This window comes from Candidatus Goldiibacteriota bacterium HGW-Goldbacteria-1 (genome assembly GCA_002839855.1).
Taxonomy (GTDB): Bacteria; Oederibacteriota; PGYV01; order PGYV01; family PGYV01; genus PGYV01.
The window spans coordinates 78,524-94,881 of sequence record PGYV01000015.1 but is presented as its reverse complement, the minus strand read 5'-3'; the positions used below and the strand labels follow the sequence as shown (position 1 = coordinate 94,881).

Here is a 16,358-nt window from a genome sequence, read left to right as displayed (position 1 = left end):
TCGTCTTGCCGTGGTCAACGTGTCCTATCGTTCCCACGTTTACGTGCGGTTTCGTCCTGTCAAATTTTTCTTTTGCCATTTTTTTAGTCCTCCTAAAAAATATTTTTTCTTTTATTTTTTTACCGCACAGCCTTTTTTCGTAACAGGGCCGCGGATTTAAATTTAAAATCTTGCGTCCGTCTGCCCCGCCGAAAACCGCCATGCGTTTTTCGTCTGGAGCCCGCGACCAGAGTTGAACTGGTGACCTCGTCCTTACCAAGGACGCGCTCTTACCAACTGAGCTACGCGGGCGGAATTAATTCCGCCTTTACCCTGAAATAAATCAAATAAAAAGCACACAGTTATCCTGCATCACTTTTTTTGCATCTCTGGGCAAAAAAAACGTGTTATTAATATAAAAAAAAACCACGCCGTGTAAAACACGTGGAGTTTAGAATTTATCAAATTTAGCCTTACTTGTCAAGCGCTTTTTTAATCTTTTTTTCACAGTCTGGAACACCCGTATAAAACGCCCTGTTTTTGGGCATTTTTAAACGGGATTTAAGACATTATGGCAGGAAATTATTTCTTAATTGCCAGCTTTTCCACTTTTCTGTCTATATAACCTTCGTCATTCTTTGTTTCAACGACAACTACATAATAACCTGATGCAATATAATCATTGGAAGCGGTGCGCATGTTCCATGATACTCCGCCCATTCCGGTATTAATTCCCATAAACGAAATCTGCATTTCCGCTCCGAACGTCTTTACCAGTTCCCCTGCCATGTTATAAATTCTTACCGTTGTTTCGCCGTTGTTATCGGTGCCGGCGCTCCATGTGATAACCAGTTCCCTTCCGTCTTTTTTATCCTGCGCTGTGTAAGGGTTTGGAATTATTTTTACGTCGTCAAGATATTTTTTTCCTTCATTTAGTATAACAACCGTCTTTGTGGCTTCAATGTATTTGTTGTCGGAAGTTTTTACGACAACCTGAATTTCATATGTGCCGCTTGACACAGCTTTGCCCTGATTGTTAAGGCCGTCCCATTTTACCAGGTCATTCACCCCGGTCCCGTACGGTATGGATATCAGCGAGCCGTCTTTTTCTATTACAAGTATGTCCTTTATGGCAAGCGAAACCCTCTGCGAAGAAGGCGTCCTGTATTCCCTTATTTTTCTTACAAGTTCGCCGCCGCTGTTGAATATGTTTAATTCAACGTATTCTTCAACCCTTATTACATGGATTTCTTCAACTATTATATTGGTGTGCCCGTATTCATCTTTCTGTTCAAACTTCATATAATACATTCCGCTGTTTAACATCTGCGACGCGTCATTGTCAACATACCAGTAGAAATCAGTATAACCCATACCCACCGTGTCAGGGGTTTCTATTCCGCCAAAAAACAGCCTCATCATCTGGCTTGTGGCGACATTATTTGTATCCGCGTATTTCGTATCCGACGCGCCTACATCCTTAACATAAATACCCACTCCGCCTATTAAATCTGATGTTCTAGTTTTTGCAATTGACCTTACAAGCTCACCTGCTTCATTATAAAGATTAATGGTAAGTATATAAGGGAACGGCGGCAACGTGGGCGTTATTGTAGGCGTGCATGTGGGAGTTCTTGTTTCAGTTATCGTAAGCGTTTCTGTGGGCGTGGAAGTGGGCGTGGAAGTAAGCGTTATTGTGGGTGTATCGGTAAATGTTATTGTTTCTGTAGCTGTAAAAGTAATAGTCCTTGTGGCTGTCATTGTGGGCGTGTCTGTATATGTAATTGTCTCTGTAGCAGTATTTGTAGCAGTCCTTGTAACAGTTATTGTCGGGGTATTTGTCATACTTTCCCAATATGTAATTGTAATAGTTGCAGTGGGCGTGTAAGTTATCGTCACTGTAACCGTAGGGGTTGACGTTCTTGTTATCGTAATAGTTGAAGAAGGCGTGGCAGTCGGCGTGGCGGTGAATGTGATTGTTACCGTTGTTGTCGGCGTGGCTGTTAAAGTATGTGTGACCGAAGGCGTGGGTGTTGACGTCGGCGTGTTTGTCATTGTTTCCAGGAATGTAATGGTTATAGTAGGCGTAACAGTAAGCGTTTCTGTTGAAGTAGGCGTGCTGGTACGCGTAGATGTTACGGTATTGGTCTCTGTAGAAGTCCTTGTAGGGGTAGAAGTCTGCGTGGGGGTCCTTGTGGGTGTATTGGTCGGCGTGGAAACCAAAAGTTCAACCGGCGCACAGCTTCTGTTTGACCACGATCCTTCCGCGCAGTTCCAAACAGCGTATAATGTCGGGGTGATTGTGGGTGTTGGCGTGGGTGTATCAAGTGAACATTCCGAAAGCATGATGCTTGCACTTTCAGGATTTCCCTGTGTACTGTACTGTGATAATTCAAGACCATAGCCGTTCCCATTAATAAAAACATGAAAATATTTTGGCCCAACAAGTGTATAACTTGCAGGCACAGGAACAATCACATTATAATTTGTAACAGAAGAACCTGAAGCCGTTCCTGCAGCCGCAGTAAAAGATGATACCCACGGCGGTAAATTATCCGGTGCATGCCCGCCTCCGGCTACTAATCCAAACAAACACTCATCATCATCAATAGTGGTGTTGTCCAAATAAGTAACAGTGGCATCATTAGATGCGACAACAAGAATTTCTAAATCTCCATAAGACTGAACATTAGTAGCATTAATGTTTATTGTCAGGTTCTGACCCGCAGTATAACAAGAACCTTTTATACTTGCCGCAGAATTTATTGAAATCGCAGCAAATGACGATACCGCCATAAAAACACTAATTATTATCGCTATGAAAGCTGTTTTAAACACATGTCTAAACATAATACTCAGCTCCCTTTTCTTTCGGTGCCAAATGTGTACCTGTCAATCAGATACCCTAAATACTCTTTGTCAAACATCGGCAGATAAGGAATTGACATAATAACAGCTGTCCAGGACACAGATCCCGAAGCGCCAACACTAAGATTTCCCAGATTCCAAATTATAAGGTTTCCAGGGCCCGGGCTTCCACCACCTAAATTTATAGCCATCAAAGTCGCAGGAGGAGACTGTGGAATTGTGTCCCAGATATAAAAAGTATCAACATCTACTGTTCCTACATTGGTATAAGCAATTGTGTATGTGATTGTGTCGCCAACCCTTGCAGAAGTTGGCTGTGCCGTCTTTGTGACGCTTACTTCAGGGTCAGGACATATTGGGTCAAGTACCACTTCGTTTGAATCCTGTGTTACCCCAAGGCCTGTAATAGAAGACATATTTGTAATAGGGTCACAGGAATTAACAACTCCCCACCAAGTTAGAGTTCCTGCTTCATCGCCTGTTACGCTGAAATTCCAGTTCCACTGTCCTGCGGCAAGCGTACCTGCATGAGGACCCGATGCCCATGTTCCGGAAGAAGTTAACTGCGTTTCAGGGTAATCATCCACTATTAAAATAGGGTCATTGATGGCCCTTGGTTCATAAACCATAAAGTTGTTGTAATAATCATTAACCCAATACTGGTCGCCGCCCTGCTGTGCTATACCCACGTACCAGTTTCCTGAAGCGCACGAAGAATTTGCAGGAGGTGCTGTGTCTGTCCATGATACATCCCATCCTGCAGGTTCCGGTTCGCCTTTTGGCCATACTTTCGCACGAAAAGAATAATCTGAAATAGCTTCTACTTTCAATACATACCATCTGTTTGTTTCTATATTATACCTTGGCTGCGCAGATGCCGGCCAGCTGCAATTAGCCGGTTCTCCATAACATCTTTGAAAACCAAGCTCGCCACCAGAATTACTTCCTATAAATTCATCAACCGATAATACAACACCATAAGCAACAGCCTGTGCTGTTCCGCCAAGATTATTAGTTCTTATAAATACATGTGAATCAGCACCTTCATAGCTTGCGCCTATCATAACGTCCGTTACAATTGTCCCTGTACAAAAATCATTTGGCGATGTATGAATAAGCCCGGGATATACATTAGCATTTGAAGAACCCCTTATAATACGGTCGCCCGTACCGCACACATCCATTATATACCAGCCGTTTCCGGTGCCTCCCGGTGCTGCAATTGCCCATCCGGTAGGCGCGGTGGCAGTGTATGTAACTGAATTAACGTTATCAAATGGTTCATAAACTATAAGTTTGGAGCCGTTAATATCATATTCAAGAAAATATGTAACCGTATCGCCAAACGGCACACTATCAAGGCTCTGTGATTTTGCAATATTTACTGCAGCTTCACCGACTACAATATCCGCACTGGTATTTTTTGTAATTGAACCCATTGTTCCTGTGGCGTTGTTTTCCAGCCTTAAACCTGCGGGTATTTCTGTCGTCATTTCAAGAAGCACCCACACAGTACCTTCTGCCTTTCCCGTGTCACCCGTCCTGTTTGGAAGAGTCCATGTAATAGTGCGCGGCAACATATCGCCGGGCGCGGCACCGCTAAACGGAACGGGCCCTATTGATACTATCCTTAAAGCTCCTCCGCCGGGAGGCGTTGGCAATGTATCTGTTATTACCAACTGTCCATTCTGATAAGAATAATCTATTGAATAAACCATTAAATCGCCAACCTGCTGCAGCACGCCTTCAACTTTTTTATTCACGGTAAAATCAGGGTCAAAAAGGGGTATATCCCAGAAAAGCGTTTCAGATGTACAAGGGTCAGTACCCCTTGTAACCCATTCACTTTCCGCAAGCTGCTGGTCTTTCATTCCAACATGCAGATATAACCTGTCATTTGTACATCCCGGAAAATTATCCGCTGCAGGTATTCTGATGGTATACTCCCTGTAAAAAGTGACGCCCTGCGGCCCGCTGCAATGAGTACAATCCCAAACACTGTTTCCGGGCTGAATATTAGCGCGGCACCCTATCTGCGCGTCCGCGTATGCATCGCCCGGTGTTGAATTCGGCGGAAGCATATTCTGGCAGTTTACAGTCCTATTTCCATATAATACAAAAACCTGTCCGGCGCCTGATACATTTGCGTTGGTAGCTAGAGGATTTACGCTTACAGCCATAGCAATAGTAGCGTCATTATAACCCTGCGCGCAGTATGTTATTCTTACAGTTGCAGCTTCACCAAACCCGGGATTTGGCGGATCCATTGAAAGTCCAAGAATCTGCGGATTGGCATATAATAATGAAAAAGGAATAATTGAAGTTAAAACCGCTAAAAGTATTAATTTTTTAATCTTGTTAATCACTGTTTTATTCTCCTGAATACTCATTATGCGCCTCATTTTCATTTTATAAAACGCATTAAGTTATACTAATTAGACAAAATACCTGCAAAAAAGTTCCGCTGTATTTCGCACTGCATATTTTACTGGATAAACCAACACGTGTCAACTTCATAAAAATGACGTAACACAACAAAACAACTGCCCCGGCTGAAGCCCGCGCCTACCAGTACAAAAACACCCAGTGCACAAAACATTTTAAAAAAACCAACAACCGCGGATAATACCGAATGATGTTTGATATAGATTCGGTATTAAAGACCCGCGTCTACCAAAACATAAAACAACTATAAAAATACAATATTAACTGATAAAACTTGAATTTTATACACTTTTTTTAAAGTCTTATTTCTTTAATAATACCCCTAAAAACGATAAATGCCGGCTTTGCAGCCGGCATTTATCTCCCGAAATTCCCTGGTTATCCTTATTTTATCGCTAATTTTTCAACTTTTCTGTCTGTAAAACCTTCGTCATTAACCGTTTCAAAAACAACCACATAATACCCCTGCGCGACGTTATCTCCGTTGGCGGTCCTTAAATCCCACGGTATAAACTGAAGGAACGTTTCAAACTTAGCTGACAGCCTTCTTACAAGCTCCCCGTTTATTGTGTAAATACTTACGGTCATGTCTCCCGTACCTGTTCCTGTCCACCTGAATAGAACAGCGGGCAGGATTTTCTTATCAACCGGGTTAGGCGTGATTGAAACCGATTCCAAAAATTTCTTTCCTTCGTTCAGTATAATAACCGTCTTGCTTGCCTCTATTGTCTGCCCCTGAATATTTTTCACAACCACCTGAATCTCATAAGTTCCGCTTGATACGGCTTTGCCCTGATTATTAAGGCCGTCCCATCGTACATATTCGCCTATTCCTTCGCCGTACACAAGTGTAAGGTCGCCGCCATCTTTATCAATAATCAGCATGTCATCTATTTTCAAAGAAACCCTGTCTGTATCGCTGGCGCGGTTTTCTTTTATTACCCTTACAAGCTCGCCGCCGCTGTTAAAAATATTTATTTCCACGTACTCTTCTATTTTAATTACCTGTATGTCTTTAATTAATATGTTTAAATGTCCATATTCGTCTTTCTGTTCTATTTTTATGTAATACGCGCCGTTTCTGATATCCTGCATGGCGTTATTTGTCGCGCCCCATTCAAAAACCGTGAAGCCTGTACCTATGCTTTCAGGGGTTTCAAGGCCGCCCATAAATATTTCCATGACCTGTTTGTTGGTTACCACTTCAGATTCAGCACCTTCTGCCGTGCCCGGTAAATTATTACCTTCCGCAACCGTAAGGAATTTAACCACAGACATAAGTTTATTGGCCCTTGATTCCGCAACTATTTTTACAAGCTCTCCCGCTTCATTATATATGCCTATCCTTACCATGTACGGGAAAGGCGGAAGCGTCGGCGTGATTGTCGGCGTAGATGTAGGCGACATGGTTTCTGTTATTGTCAGCGTTTCCGTGGATGTGGCCGTTTCTGTAGCAGTTAAAGTAATCGTGGGAGTGTCTGTCCAGGTTACCGTTCCTGTCGCGGTATGCGTAATTGTCCTTGTCGCTGTCATAGTGGAACTTTCCGTTGAAGTCATGGATACCGTCGCGGTAGGCGTGGCAGTGCGCGTATTTGTTGCCGTGTTCATTGCTGTTTCCGTTACTGTCATCGTAATTGAATTTGTAGGTGTTGATGTACGTGTGGCTGTCATTGACGATGTGGCTGTAGAAGAAAGTGTTATAGTAGCAGTAGGCGTGGCAGTTGGCGTATTTGTCATACTTTCCCAATACGTAACTGTTATTGTCGGAGTCGGCGAACTTGTAGGCGTGGCAGTGCGCGTTACCGTAACAGTGGATGTAAATGTCACAGTCGCGGTATCCGTAAATGACACTGTCGGAGTTGCAGTTTCTGTAATAGTCCTTGTCACTGTAACCGTGGGTGTATTGGTCATGCTTTCCCAGTATGTAATTGTTATTGTCGGGGTTGCAGTGCTTGTAGGCGTGCTTGTCCTTGTTGCAGTCACCGTGGACGTATATGTTACTGTTGTAGTGGCCGTCCTTGTAGGGGTTGCCGTATAAGTAATTGTAGTGGTGTTTGTAAGCGTTGCCGTGGAAGACGGCGTCATTGTAGGCGTGGCAGTGTTAGTAGGCATTGTTGTCTGCGTGACAGTTACAGTGCGCGTCGAGGTCATTGACGAAGACGGTGTTATTGTAAGAGTATTAGTCCTTGTGGCGGTTGAAGTGGGCGACGGCGTCCTTGACGGCGTGGGTGTAGCCGACGGCGTGTTTGTGCGCGTAGCTGTAAGCGTTACTGTGTTTGTCGGCGTCCCGCAAAGAACATCCGCTATTACTTCATTTGAACCAACTGATGGTGAATCTCCCGCAATAAAAGCTTTATTAGTAAGAGGATCACAGCCGGTGACTTCCCCCCACCATTCGTAGGTCCCACTGGTTGCACCTGCAACATTCCACTTTAAAACATTGCCTGTAAATGAAGTGGGAGCGGTATTTGCGCCCAGATAAGTTACACCTTGCGGGACAGTGTCATACACGTAAGAATTTGAAGATGTCTTTGGCTCAAAAACAATGAAATTATTATAACTATCCTGCGGATCACCATTAGCACCGCTCTGTTCACCAAAACCGGGGGTCCAGGTATCACCGCTTGTGCAAGACATACCGTCAGCAGCACCATTATTGTCTGTGTAAACAAGTGAATATCCCGTAGGTTCCGGATCGCCTTTAGGCCAGACTTTTATATTAAACGTATATGGTGCTCCCTGCGCAACTACAACTTTAACCCTATACCATTTATTTGACAAGATATGCGGGGTTGCAGCACCGGCCGGCCATGTAGTAGTAGTACCCACAGTCTTCTGAAACTTCACAAAAGTACCTGCAACTCCCGGCGCTTCATCAACAGATAATAAAACGGCATACGCCCTTGAAAGACTTCCGGTTAAACCATTATTTCTAATAATAACCAGCGCGTCCGCACCTTCATAAGCAGCCGTCCCATAACCTATCATTGCGTCCGTCTGAACAATACCGCCGTCACAAAACTCCGCATCCAGCCCATCAAGCAATAATGCAGGATACTTTCCAGCGTCTGCGTCTCCCCTTATTATTCTATCGCCTGTATTACAAGCGTCTTCAATATACCAAGTACCATTGGTTCCGCTTTCAGGAGCAAATTTAAAACCGGGAGGAGGACTTGACGAATAAGTGCCAATCGGTATATCATCCATCGGCCTGTAAGCTTTCAGTTTCATACCATTTATTTCATATTCAACAAAATACGTGATTGTGTCGCCATACCTTACAATGTTATCACTTTGACTTTTCCTAATACTTGTCGCCGCTTTGCCTGCCGCAATTGTGACAGCGCTTGTTTTAATGGTACCCGACATGTTTCCCGTAGCGGTATTTAAAACCGGTTCCCCCGGATTAAATGCAGTTTTTACCTTTAAAAGCATCCATACAGTACCTTCCGCCACACCCTTATCACCCGCTCTTGAATCAAGTGTCCACGTTACAATTCCGTTATCCGCGCCAACTCCCGGATGAGTTACACTGCCTCCGGTTATTGAAGACGGGCCTACAGATACTAATTCAAGCTTGCCGGCGCCGGGAATGGAATCAGTAATTGTAAGCGGCCCGTTCTGGTATGTATAATCAATTGAAAAAAGAATTAAATCACCAACATCTTCAATAACGCCTTCTGCTGATTTATGCAGGGTAAAGTCAGGGGGCATTAAAGGCAGCGACCATGTCAGTGATTCAGATTCGCAGGCTCCAATTGTATGCCAGTCAGGTTCCTGAATATTGGCGTCTTTAAAACCGGCATGAAGGTATAAATTAGTATTATTACATCCCGGGAAATTATCAGCAGACGGCACATGAACAACATATACATCCGTAGCAATATGCCCGCCGTCGGTACCGTTACAAATTGTACACGGAAAAGGGTTCATATATCCCCACCCTGTGTTTGCTGTCCAGTCAATTGCACCGCCGGGAGTTAATGACGGTTTGGATGTTGCCACATCTATACCAGCCCTTGATACAACAAAAACCTGCCCAAGTCCTGATAATCGTGCGTCAACCAAAGTCGGCTGAGTACTAAAAGCCATAGCAAACATATTTGCAACATATGCATTAGCACAATACTGCACAGTTACAGTAACCAACTGCCCAAAAACAGGCGTAGGAGGATTCATTGTCAAAGATGTTATTTTGGCACCGGCAAAAATACTGCTTATAGATATGCCCCAAAAAACAAAGGCAAAAAGTGCAGCTATTTTAATTTTTTTTAATACATTTTTCATAATAAAACTCCTATTTTTAGTTAAGCGTTTAGACAACAACAAATAAATTTAGTTTCGCACAAAAATAGCCATAAATTAAAAGGCTTTCTGAGTATAGGGTAACATTGTTTTGATGTCAATGGTAAATTTAGGAATTGGGTTTTGTAATGCAGAATGTGGTCTTGGCAGATGCTTGGACGCTTAGATATTTGGAGGCTTAGAGGCTTAGAGGCGCTTGGCGGCTTGGCGGCTTGGCGGCTTGGCGGCTTGGCGGCTTGGCGGCTTGGTGGCTTGGTGGCTTGGCGGCTTGGCGGCTTGGCGGCTTGGTGGCTTGGCGGCTTGGCGGCTTGGCGGCTTGGCGGCTTGGTGGCTTGGTTTAGGTTTGGTAGACGCGGGTCTTCAGCCCGCGGGATTTTGATTTTTCACACATTTAAACATCCGTTTTAAAAAAAACTGCCGCACCTTAAAAGGTGCGCCTACCAAGACAAAAATAACAACACAAAACAAATCAAAGACGCGCGGGCTGAAGACCCGCGTCTACCAGGTATTTAAATACTAAAAAAAAAGAGGCGCAATTTATTGCGCCTCTGAATATTAACTTTTAGTTCAACAACCGCACCCTAAAGGGTGCGCCTACCAATACTAAAATATAATACAAGAACGAGACGCAATATATTGCGTCTCTACGAGTAAATACAAAACAAAGTAAAAAATTTATTTTTTAACAGCTATCTTTCTTTCCAGTACATATTTTTCACTGTCGTTTTCAACATAAATTTTAAGCACATACAGCCCTACCCCTATCTTAAACCCGCCGTCGGTCCGGCCTTCATATAATAATTCGCGGGGGCCTTTTAAACCTAAACCTTCGCCTTTCTGCACCTGCTTGCTCCATACCAGTCCGCCAAACATATTAAAAAGTTTAAAGGTTACCTTGCTGTCCGCTTCAAGGTAATACCCTATCTTTGTGCCGCCTTTATCCGGGTTAAACGGGTTTGGCGTGTTCTTTACCGTCTGTTTATCTGCCGTGGAAGTGGCGGAAATAAATTCAAGTACAATTGACTGCGATGCGGCTATTCCATCTACTGTAACTGTAATAGTCACATTTGTAGGTGCAAGTAACGGCGCAGTATAAACTGACGAAGCCGTTCCGCCCATTACATTTATTGAATAATCATAATCACCGGTTATTGTATCTGTCACGCTTAAAATTCCTGTCCCTGCCGGAAGAATATCAAACGAAACAGCAGTCCTTGAAACAGGATTCATGTACGCATCAAACACAGCCACGTTTAAATTCGCGGTCTCATCGGGTTTTATCTGCACTTTATCCGCTGTAAACGAAAAACTTTGCGGTGCAGCCGCATATACCTGCACCACATCAGACGGTGACTTGGTTACATAATAATAAGTGCCTGTGCCGTTATCATAATCAGTACAATCCGGCATTATTTTTATCCTGTCCATTTTCAGATACTGAACAATTGCATCCCCCTGCCCTGCCGTTACAACCACGTTATCCGGCGAAAGAGTTTGCAAAAATGCCGAATGATTGTCATATTCAACAGCTTTAATTGACACTACTTTATCAAAGTCAGGCAGAATCCCTTTTTCCGCTTCCCTTGAATAATTTGACGCTTTAACTGTTACTGTCAAAAAACTTCCCGCAAATACTGGAATTTCCGCCGCAGTATATGTGATGTTGTTTATTTCCGGCCAGATAAAATACGTATTTAAAGTTGAAAACGTCCTTTGATTTATTCCAAAAACGGAATTTGCATAATCCATGGCATTTATATCAAATAGCCCTCCGATATCGGGATTAGGCATCAGCGTCATGGCGTAAATTGTGGTGCCGGGAATGTCTGCTACGGCAAAATCAGTGGCGGTTGGAGTGACTGAATATTTTTCATATAAAGCGCCGCTTGACTGCAGCCATACAGCTGACGGATAACCGGAATTTATCCTGTTATAATAATCATCACAAGCGGTGACCGTCACATAAAATTCACGGTATGTCATAAGGGTTTCAGGTATTCCTGAAGAACCTAAAGCCGTACCCGGCGCGTATTCCTGCCCCTGAGTAAGAACAAGCAGTTTTGAATAAGGCCCCGGATTTACCAGCTTTGTCGCGGTGCCCGTAGCACCTGATACATCTGTAAACGTCATTAAAAGCGCGGGATCAGCGCCAAGGATCTTCACTTTTCCCATCCATTTTCCTGCCGTAAAAGCAGTTGAAGCTGCTGCGCCCGTTTCAACAAACGTGATATCACCCACTGATGCGGTTACAGTCACATTTCCCGTATAATCCGCCTTTGTCAGATTATCCGTCCCTATTGCCGTAATAGTAAGCGGTATTTCCGCGCCCGCGGTTGGATTACCGGCCGGCATAACAACAGTAAAGTTTCTAAGGTCAGCCGCATTTACGCAGGTTATTACGCTAAATATGATTGCCACTAAAAATATGTTTTTTTTCATATGAACCCCTGGGTTTGTTGTTTTTATAAAGCCGCGGGCCAAATACCCGCGGCTGTTAAATGTCATTAATAACTTTTTCAGTTAACATCTTACTAATTTATCTTCATGTACTCTTCAAGGGACGTGGTGCCTTCTATCAGCTTCAATAATGCCGCTTCTTTAAGAGTCTTTAATCCGGTCTTGGCATTTTCTTCTTTTATCTTTTTAAGCGGCTCTTTGGCCATAAGCATGTCTTTAATTTTATCGGTCATGACAACGGCTTCAAACACGGCTGTCCTTCCTTTATATCCGGTCTGGGCGCAGCTTGCGCACCCGTTTCCTTTATATAAAGTAACCGACTTGCTTTCTTCCCCGCCAAGCATTTTTACAATATCCGGCGCTGCCTGATATGGCTGCCTGCAGCTTGTACATATCTTTCTTACAAGGCGCTGTGCCATAACCAGAATTGTATTTGAATAAACTATATACGGTTCAATTCCAAAATTCACTATTGTCTGCAGCGCCTGATAAGGGTCAGACGCGCGAAGGCGCGAGATTAAAAGATGCCCGCTGGCAATTATATCAAAGACAGCTTCTGCCGTTTCTTTATTGGATATATCCCCTATTGTTATTACATCACAGTCCTGTTCCGCAAGATAATGAAGCACCTGCCCGTAATTTTTTCTGCTGACTTTAGTCTGATTTACCCCCGGCACCACATAGCCGGTGCTTGTGTCATCTATGGAGAAAATATTGATATCCGGCCTGTTCATTTCCACAAGGGTGGAATGCATTGTGGTTTCTTTTCCGCTGTTTGTGGGGCCTGACAGGATTATAAGCCCGTGCGGCTTTTTAATAAACCTTCTGTATGTTTCCACCATGTCGTCTTCCATTCCGCTCTGGTCAAGGGTTAAAACTGCTGCATCTGTCCTCATTATTTTAAGGACTATCTTTTCACCAAACAAAGTGGGGAATGTATATACCGCCATATTAATTTCTTTGCCGCCCACGCGGATTTTAAGTTTGCTTTCCTGCGGCGCGGATTTTTCCGCCTGATTCATCTGCGCCAGTTCTTTTATTTTATTTAAAAGTCCGTTATAAAGGGTGCGCGGCGGCGATTCCACTTCGTATAAGGTGCCGTCTATCCTTCTTCTTATCCGGCATTTATCGGCAAGCGGCTCTATATGAATATCCGTGGCGCCGGCGTCATACCCGGTTGAAAGCAGCGTGGTTAAAAACACGTTAACCGGCGTATCCTGCGATACAACTGCCTGTGCCATATTAGGTGCTGTCTGAACCTGTGGCGGCGGCGGTGTGTACTGCGGCTGCGGAGGTGCGTACTGCTGCGGCGGAGGAGGCGGAGCCGGAGAATACTGCGGCTGCGGAGGCGCGTATTGTTGCGCGGGCGCAGCAGCCGGCTGCGAAGGCGCCGGAGGAGGAGGCTGCTCTCCATAAATAGACCTTTGAATCTTCATACCCGAAGATTCCTGCCTGGAAGAATTTCCCATTGGCGCGGATAAAATATCATCAAGGTCTTCAACGCTTGCTTTTGCCACCGCGCCGGTTTCTTCCGCCTTATATCCAAAATATTTATTTATCTGTTTTAAAATCTCTTCAGATGGTGCCAGCCTTACGTCAATTTCACTTTTTGTTGTTGCTTTTAAATCATCTATCACAAGAAAGTTCATTGGTTCCGCCATAGCAACGGTAATTACCCTGCCATGCCTTGTAACGGGTATAAGTTTTTCATTTCTCATAAGCTGTTCGGGAAGAAGTTTTAAAATATCCTGCTTAATGTCGGTTACTTCATCAAGGTTAACAAACGGGACTCCCATCTGATATCCAAGAAAAGTCCACAAAATTTCTTTTGAAAGATACCCCATTCTTACAAGTATCTCCCCTATTTTTTCTCCTGTGCGCCTCTGTTCTTCAAGGCCGTCTTTTAACTGTTCTTTTGTTATGATGCCTTCGTCTACCAGCATTTCACCGATAAGCATGTTCTTTTTGGGTTTGCTCATTGTTTACCCCTCTTTTTTCTTGAATATGTCAAAAATTGATTTTTTCTTTTTTGATTCGCTTTCTTCTTCGGTCGCAGACGCTAAACCGCCGCCTTCGCCATCCTGCGCGGGAACTTCTTTGTAATCCTGTTTCGCCTGAATCTTCTCGCCTTTAGAGATTTTCTTTGCAAATTCAGCGCCAATTTCCCTGGTTTTATTTTCAAGTTCCGATTTTGAAAGCCCGCTGTCCGCCGTTATTTTTATCGCCTGCTCTTTTCCGGTAGACTGGTCTTTAGCGGAAACCCTTATGATTCCGTTCGCGTCAATGTCAAAAATAACATCTATTTTTGCCGAACCTTTAGGCCCGGGAGGAATTCCCACAAGGTCAAAAGTACCAATCATCTTATTATCAGAAGCCATTGGTTTTTCACCCTGGAAAACTTCTATCCTTACAAAAGACTGATTTTCCTGCGTAGTGGTATATACCTCTGTTTTTCTAAGCGGTATGGAACTGTTTTTTTCAACTATTTTTGAAAAGATACCGCCTTCTGTTTTAATACCAAGCGAAAACGCGGTAACATCAAGCAGCAATATGTCCCTGATATCACCCTTTAAAACAGACGCCTGTTTTGAAGCGCCTGACGCAACCGCTTCGTCCGGATTTACGCCGGAAAAAGGGTCTTTTCTGAAAATTCTTTTTACCACTTCACGTACAAGGGGCATCTTTGTCTGCCCGCCTACAAGGACCACTTCATCTATATCGCTTGCCCTCATCCCCGCGTCATTAAGCGCCATTTCACATGGGCCGGCTGTTTTTTCGGCTATTATTTTCGTTATTGCTTCCAGCGTGGGCCTTGAAAGAACTGTCTGAAGATGCTTTGGCCCGTCATTTGTAGCTGCTAAAAATGGAAGCGTTATTTCCACGGATTCCAGCGTGGAAAGGTTTATCTTTGCTTTTTCCGCCGCATCTTTTAACCTTTGAAGCGCAACCCTGTCATTTTTCAGGTCAATTCCTTCTTTTTTTAAAAATTCCGCAACAAGGTGATCTATAATTGCCTGGTCAAAGTCATCGCCGCCAAGGTGCGTGTCGCCGCTTGTGGATAAGACCTTAAAAATTCCCTGCCCAAGTTCCAGTATGGATACATCAAAAGTTCCGCCGCCAAGGTCATAAATTACAACTCTCATTTTTGTCTTGCTGTCAAAACCGCTGGCCAAAGCCGCGGCAGTGGGTTCATTTATTATCCTTACGATTTCCAGGCCGGCTATTTTGCCTGCGTCTTTTGTAGCCTGCCTCTGCGAATCATTAAAATGCGCCGGAACAGTAACTACCGCTTTATCCACGGCTTCGCCAAGATAATTTTCAGCGTCTTTTTTTAACTTCATAAGTATCATTGCAGATAATTCCGGGGGCGAATACGTCCTTCCCATTACTTCCACCCATACATCGCCGTTTGCGGCGCGGACAAGTTTATATGGCATAAGCCTTAAATCATTTGCAACTGTAGGGTCATTAAATTTACGGCCTATAAACCTTTTAATTGAAAAAATAGTATTTTCAGGGTTCATTACCTGCTGCCTTTTTGCGGCATTGCCTACAAGTATCTGCCCTTCTTTGGTGAACGCCACTACCGACGGGGTTGTTCTGAAATTTTCGTCATTCGGTATCACCAAAAGCCTGTTGTCTTCCATCAAACCCATACAAGAGTTTGTCGTTCCAAGGTCTATCCCGATAATTTTTGCCACTTAAGCACCCTTTCCCGTGTTTTCTTACTGCGCTTTTCTTACCCTGTCAATTTCTCTCATCAGTTCCTGAAGCTTATCAATAACCCTTTTATAGTGCTGATTTTCAGGGTCCAGTTTTATCGCCTCTTCAAACGCCCTCTTGGCGTCAATAAGCTTGTTGGTTACAGTATAAATTACCCCTATATTGTAATAACCTTCGCTTAATTTATATACCGCACAAGCCTGCTGAAACTTAATCAGCGCGGTATTTTTATTTGTATCAAATGATGCTGCGCCTTCTTTAAAAATTACACAGGCCTCTTCAAATTTTTTCTTGTCATTACCCTGAAAAATACCAAACTTTTTTTCAGCAGGCGCCTGTTTTAAAGAAGCAAATATTATAAAATTATATATCTTACGCTTTAAAGAGTTGGAAAGTATGTTATACGCTTCCACCACTTCTGAAGTCTTTTCATGAGCCCAGTCCGGCCTGTCCGGATTATGGTCAGGATGGTATTTGTACAGCATCATCCTGAAAGCGCCGTCTATTTCTTCCTGTGTTGCCGCCGGATAAATTTCCAGCAGTTCATAATAGTTAAGTTTATTTGCCATCTTTTCCTTTTA

9 protein-coding genes and 1 tRNA gene are annotated in these 16,358 nt (G+C 43.6%); 1 reads left to right on the top strand and 9 read right to left on the bottom strand.

The window, feature by feature from the left end:
• From CVV21_12415 to CVV21_12395, 5 genes are all read right to left on the bottom strand, one after another.
• Positions 1–79: elongation factor Tu (locus tag CVV21_12415; GenBank protein ID PKL90600.1), on the bottom strand; the 79-nt coding region annotated here is incomplete at its 3' end.
• A 135-nt stretch (positions 80–214) separates the two neighbouring features.
• Positions 215–291, bottom strand: a tRNA-Thr gene (locus CVV21_12410).
• Between the two features lie 270 nt (positions 292–561).
• A complete protein-coding gene (locus CVV21_12405) occupies positions 562–2,829 on the bottom strand; it encodes a hypothetical protein (GenBank protein ID PKL90596.1) in 2,268 nt (755 codons plus the stop codon).
• 5 nt (positions 2,830–2,834) lie between these two features.
• Complete coding sequence (locus CVV21_12400; GenBank protein PKL90595.1) at positions 2,835–5,255, bottom strand: hypothetical protein; 2,421 nt, start codon at positions 5,253–5,255, stop codon at positions 2,835–2,837.
• Between the two features lie 421 nt (positions 5,256–5,676).
• Complete coding sequence (locus CVV21_12395) at positions 5,677–9,579, bottom strand: hypothetical protein (GenBank protein ID PKL90594.1); 3,903 nt, start codon at positions 9,577–9,579, stop codon at positions 5,677–5,679.
• Positions 9,580–9,793: 214 nt separating this feature from the next.
• On the opposite strand from CVV21_12395, the gene CVV21_12390 reads away from it, so the two are divergent.
• Positions 9,794–9,976 (top strand): hypothetical protein, encoded by a 183-nt coding sequence (locus CVV21_12390; GenBank protein ID PKL90593.1) that lies wholly within the window; start codon positions 9,794–9,796, stop codon positions 9,974–9,976.
• A gap of 296 nt (positions 9,977–10,272) precedes the next feature.
• Here the strand turns inward: CVV21_12390 and CVV21_12385 are convergent, their stop codons facing one another.
• The 4 genes from CVV21_12385 to CVV21_12370 are packed head-to-tail and all read right to left on the bottom strand — an operon-like array spanning position 10,273 to position 16,346.
• Positions 10,273–12,102 carry a hypothetical protein gene (locus tag CVV21_12385; GenBank protein PKL90592.1) on the bottom strand — a complete coding sequence of 610 codons (1,830 nt, stop codon included), beginning with the start codon at positions 12,100–12,102 and terminating at the stop codon, positions 10,273–10,275.
• A gap of 26 nt (positions 12,103–12,128) precedes the next feature.
• The gene (locus tag CVV21_12380) at positions 12,129–14,033 is read right to left on the bottom strand and encodes a hypothetical protein (GenBank protein ID PKL90591.1); all 1,905 of its coding nucleotides are present in this window, start codon (positions 14,031–14,033) and stop codon (positions 12,129–12,131) included.
• Positions 14,034–14,036: 3 nt separating this feature from the next.
• Complete coding sequence (locus tag CVV21_12375; GenBank protein ID PKL90590.1) at positions 14,037–15,755, bottom strand: molecular chaperone DnaK; 1,719 nt, start codon at positions 15,753–15,755, stop codon at positions 14,037–14,039.
• 24 nt (positions 15,756–15,779) lie between these two features.
• The gene (locus CVV21_12370; GenBank protein PKL90589.1) at positions 15,780–16,346 is read right to left on the bottom strand and encodes a hypothetical protein; all 567 of its coding nucleotides are present in this window, start codon (positions 16,344–16,346) and stop codon (positions 15,780–15,782) included.
• Positions 16,347–16,358 lie beyond the last annotated feature (12 nt).

What these genes read in the sequence shown, in the direction of transcription:
- CVV21_12405 (PKL90596.1), bottom strand. Translation starts at nt 2,829, where the DNA reads ATGTTTAGACATGTGTTTAAAACAGCTTTCATAGCGATAATAATTAGT.
- CVV21_12400 (PKL90595.1), bottom strand. Translation starts at nt 5,255, where the DNA reads ATGAAAATGAGGCGCATAATGAGTATTCAGGAGAATAAAACAGTGATT.
- CVV21_12395 (PKL90594.1), bottom strand. Translation starts at nt 9,579, where the DNA reads ATGAAAAATGTATTAAAAAAAATTAAAATAGCTGCACTTTTTGCCTTT.
- CVV21_12385 (PKL90592.1), bottom strand. Translation starts at nt 12,102, where the DNA reads ATGACATTTAACAGCCGCGGGTATTTGGCCCGCGGCTTTATAAAAACA.
- CVV21_12380 (PKL90591.1), bottom strand. Translation starts at nt 14,033, where the DNA reads ATGAGCAAACCCAAAAAGAACATGCTTATCGGTGAAATGCTGGTAGAC.
- CVV21_12370 (PKL90589.1), bottom strand. Translation starts at nt 16,346, where the DNA reads ATGGCAAATAAACTTAACTATTATGAACTGCTGGAAATTTATCCGGCG.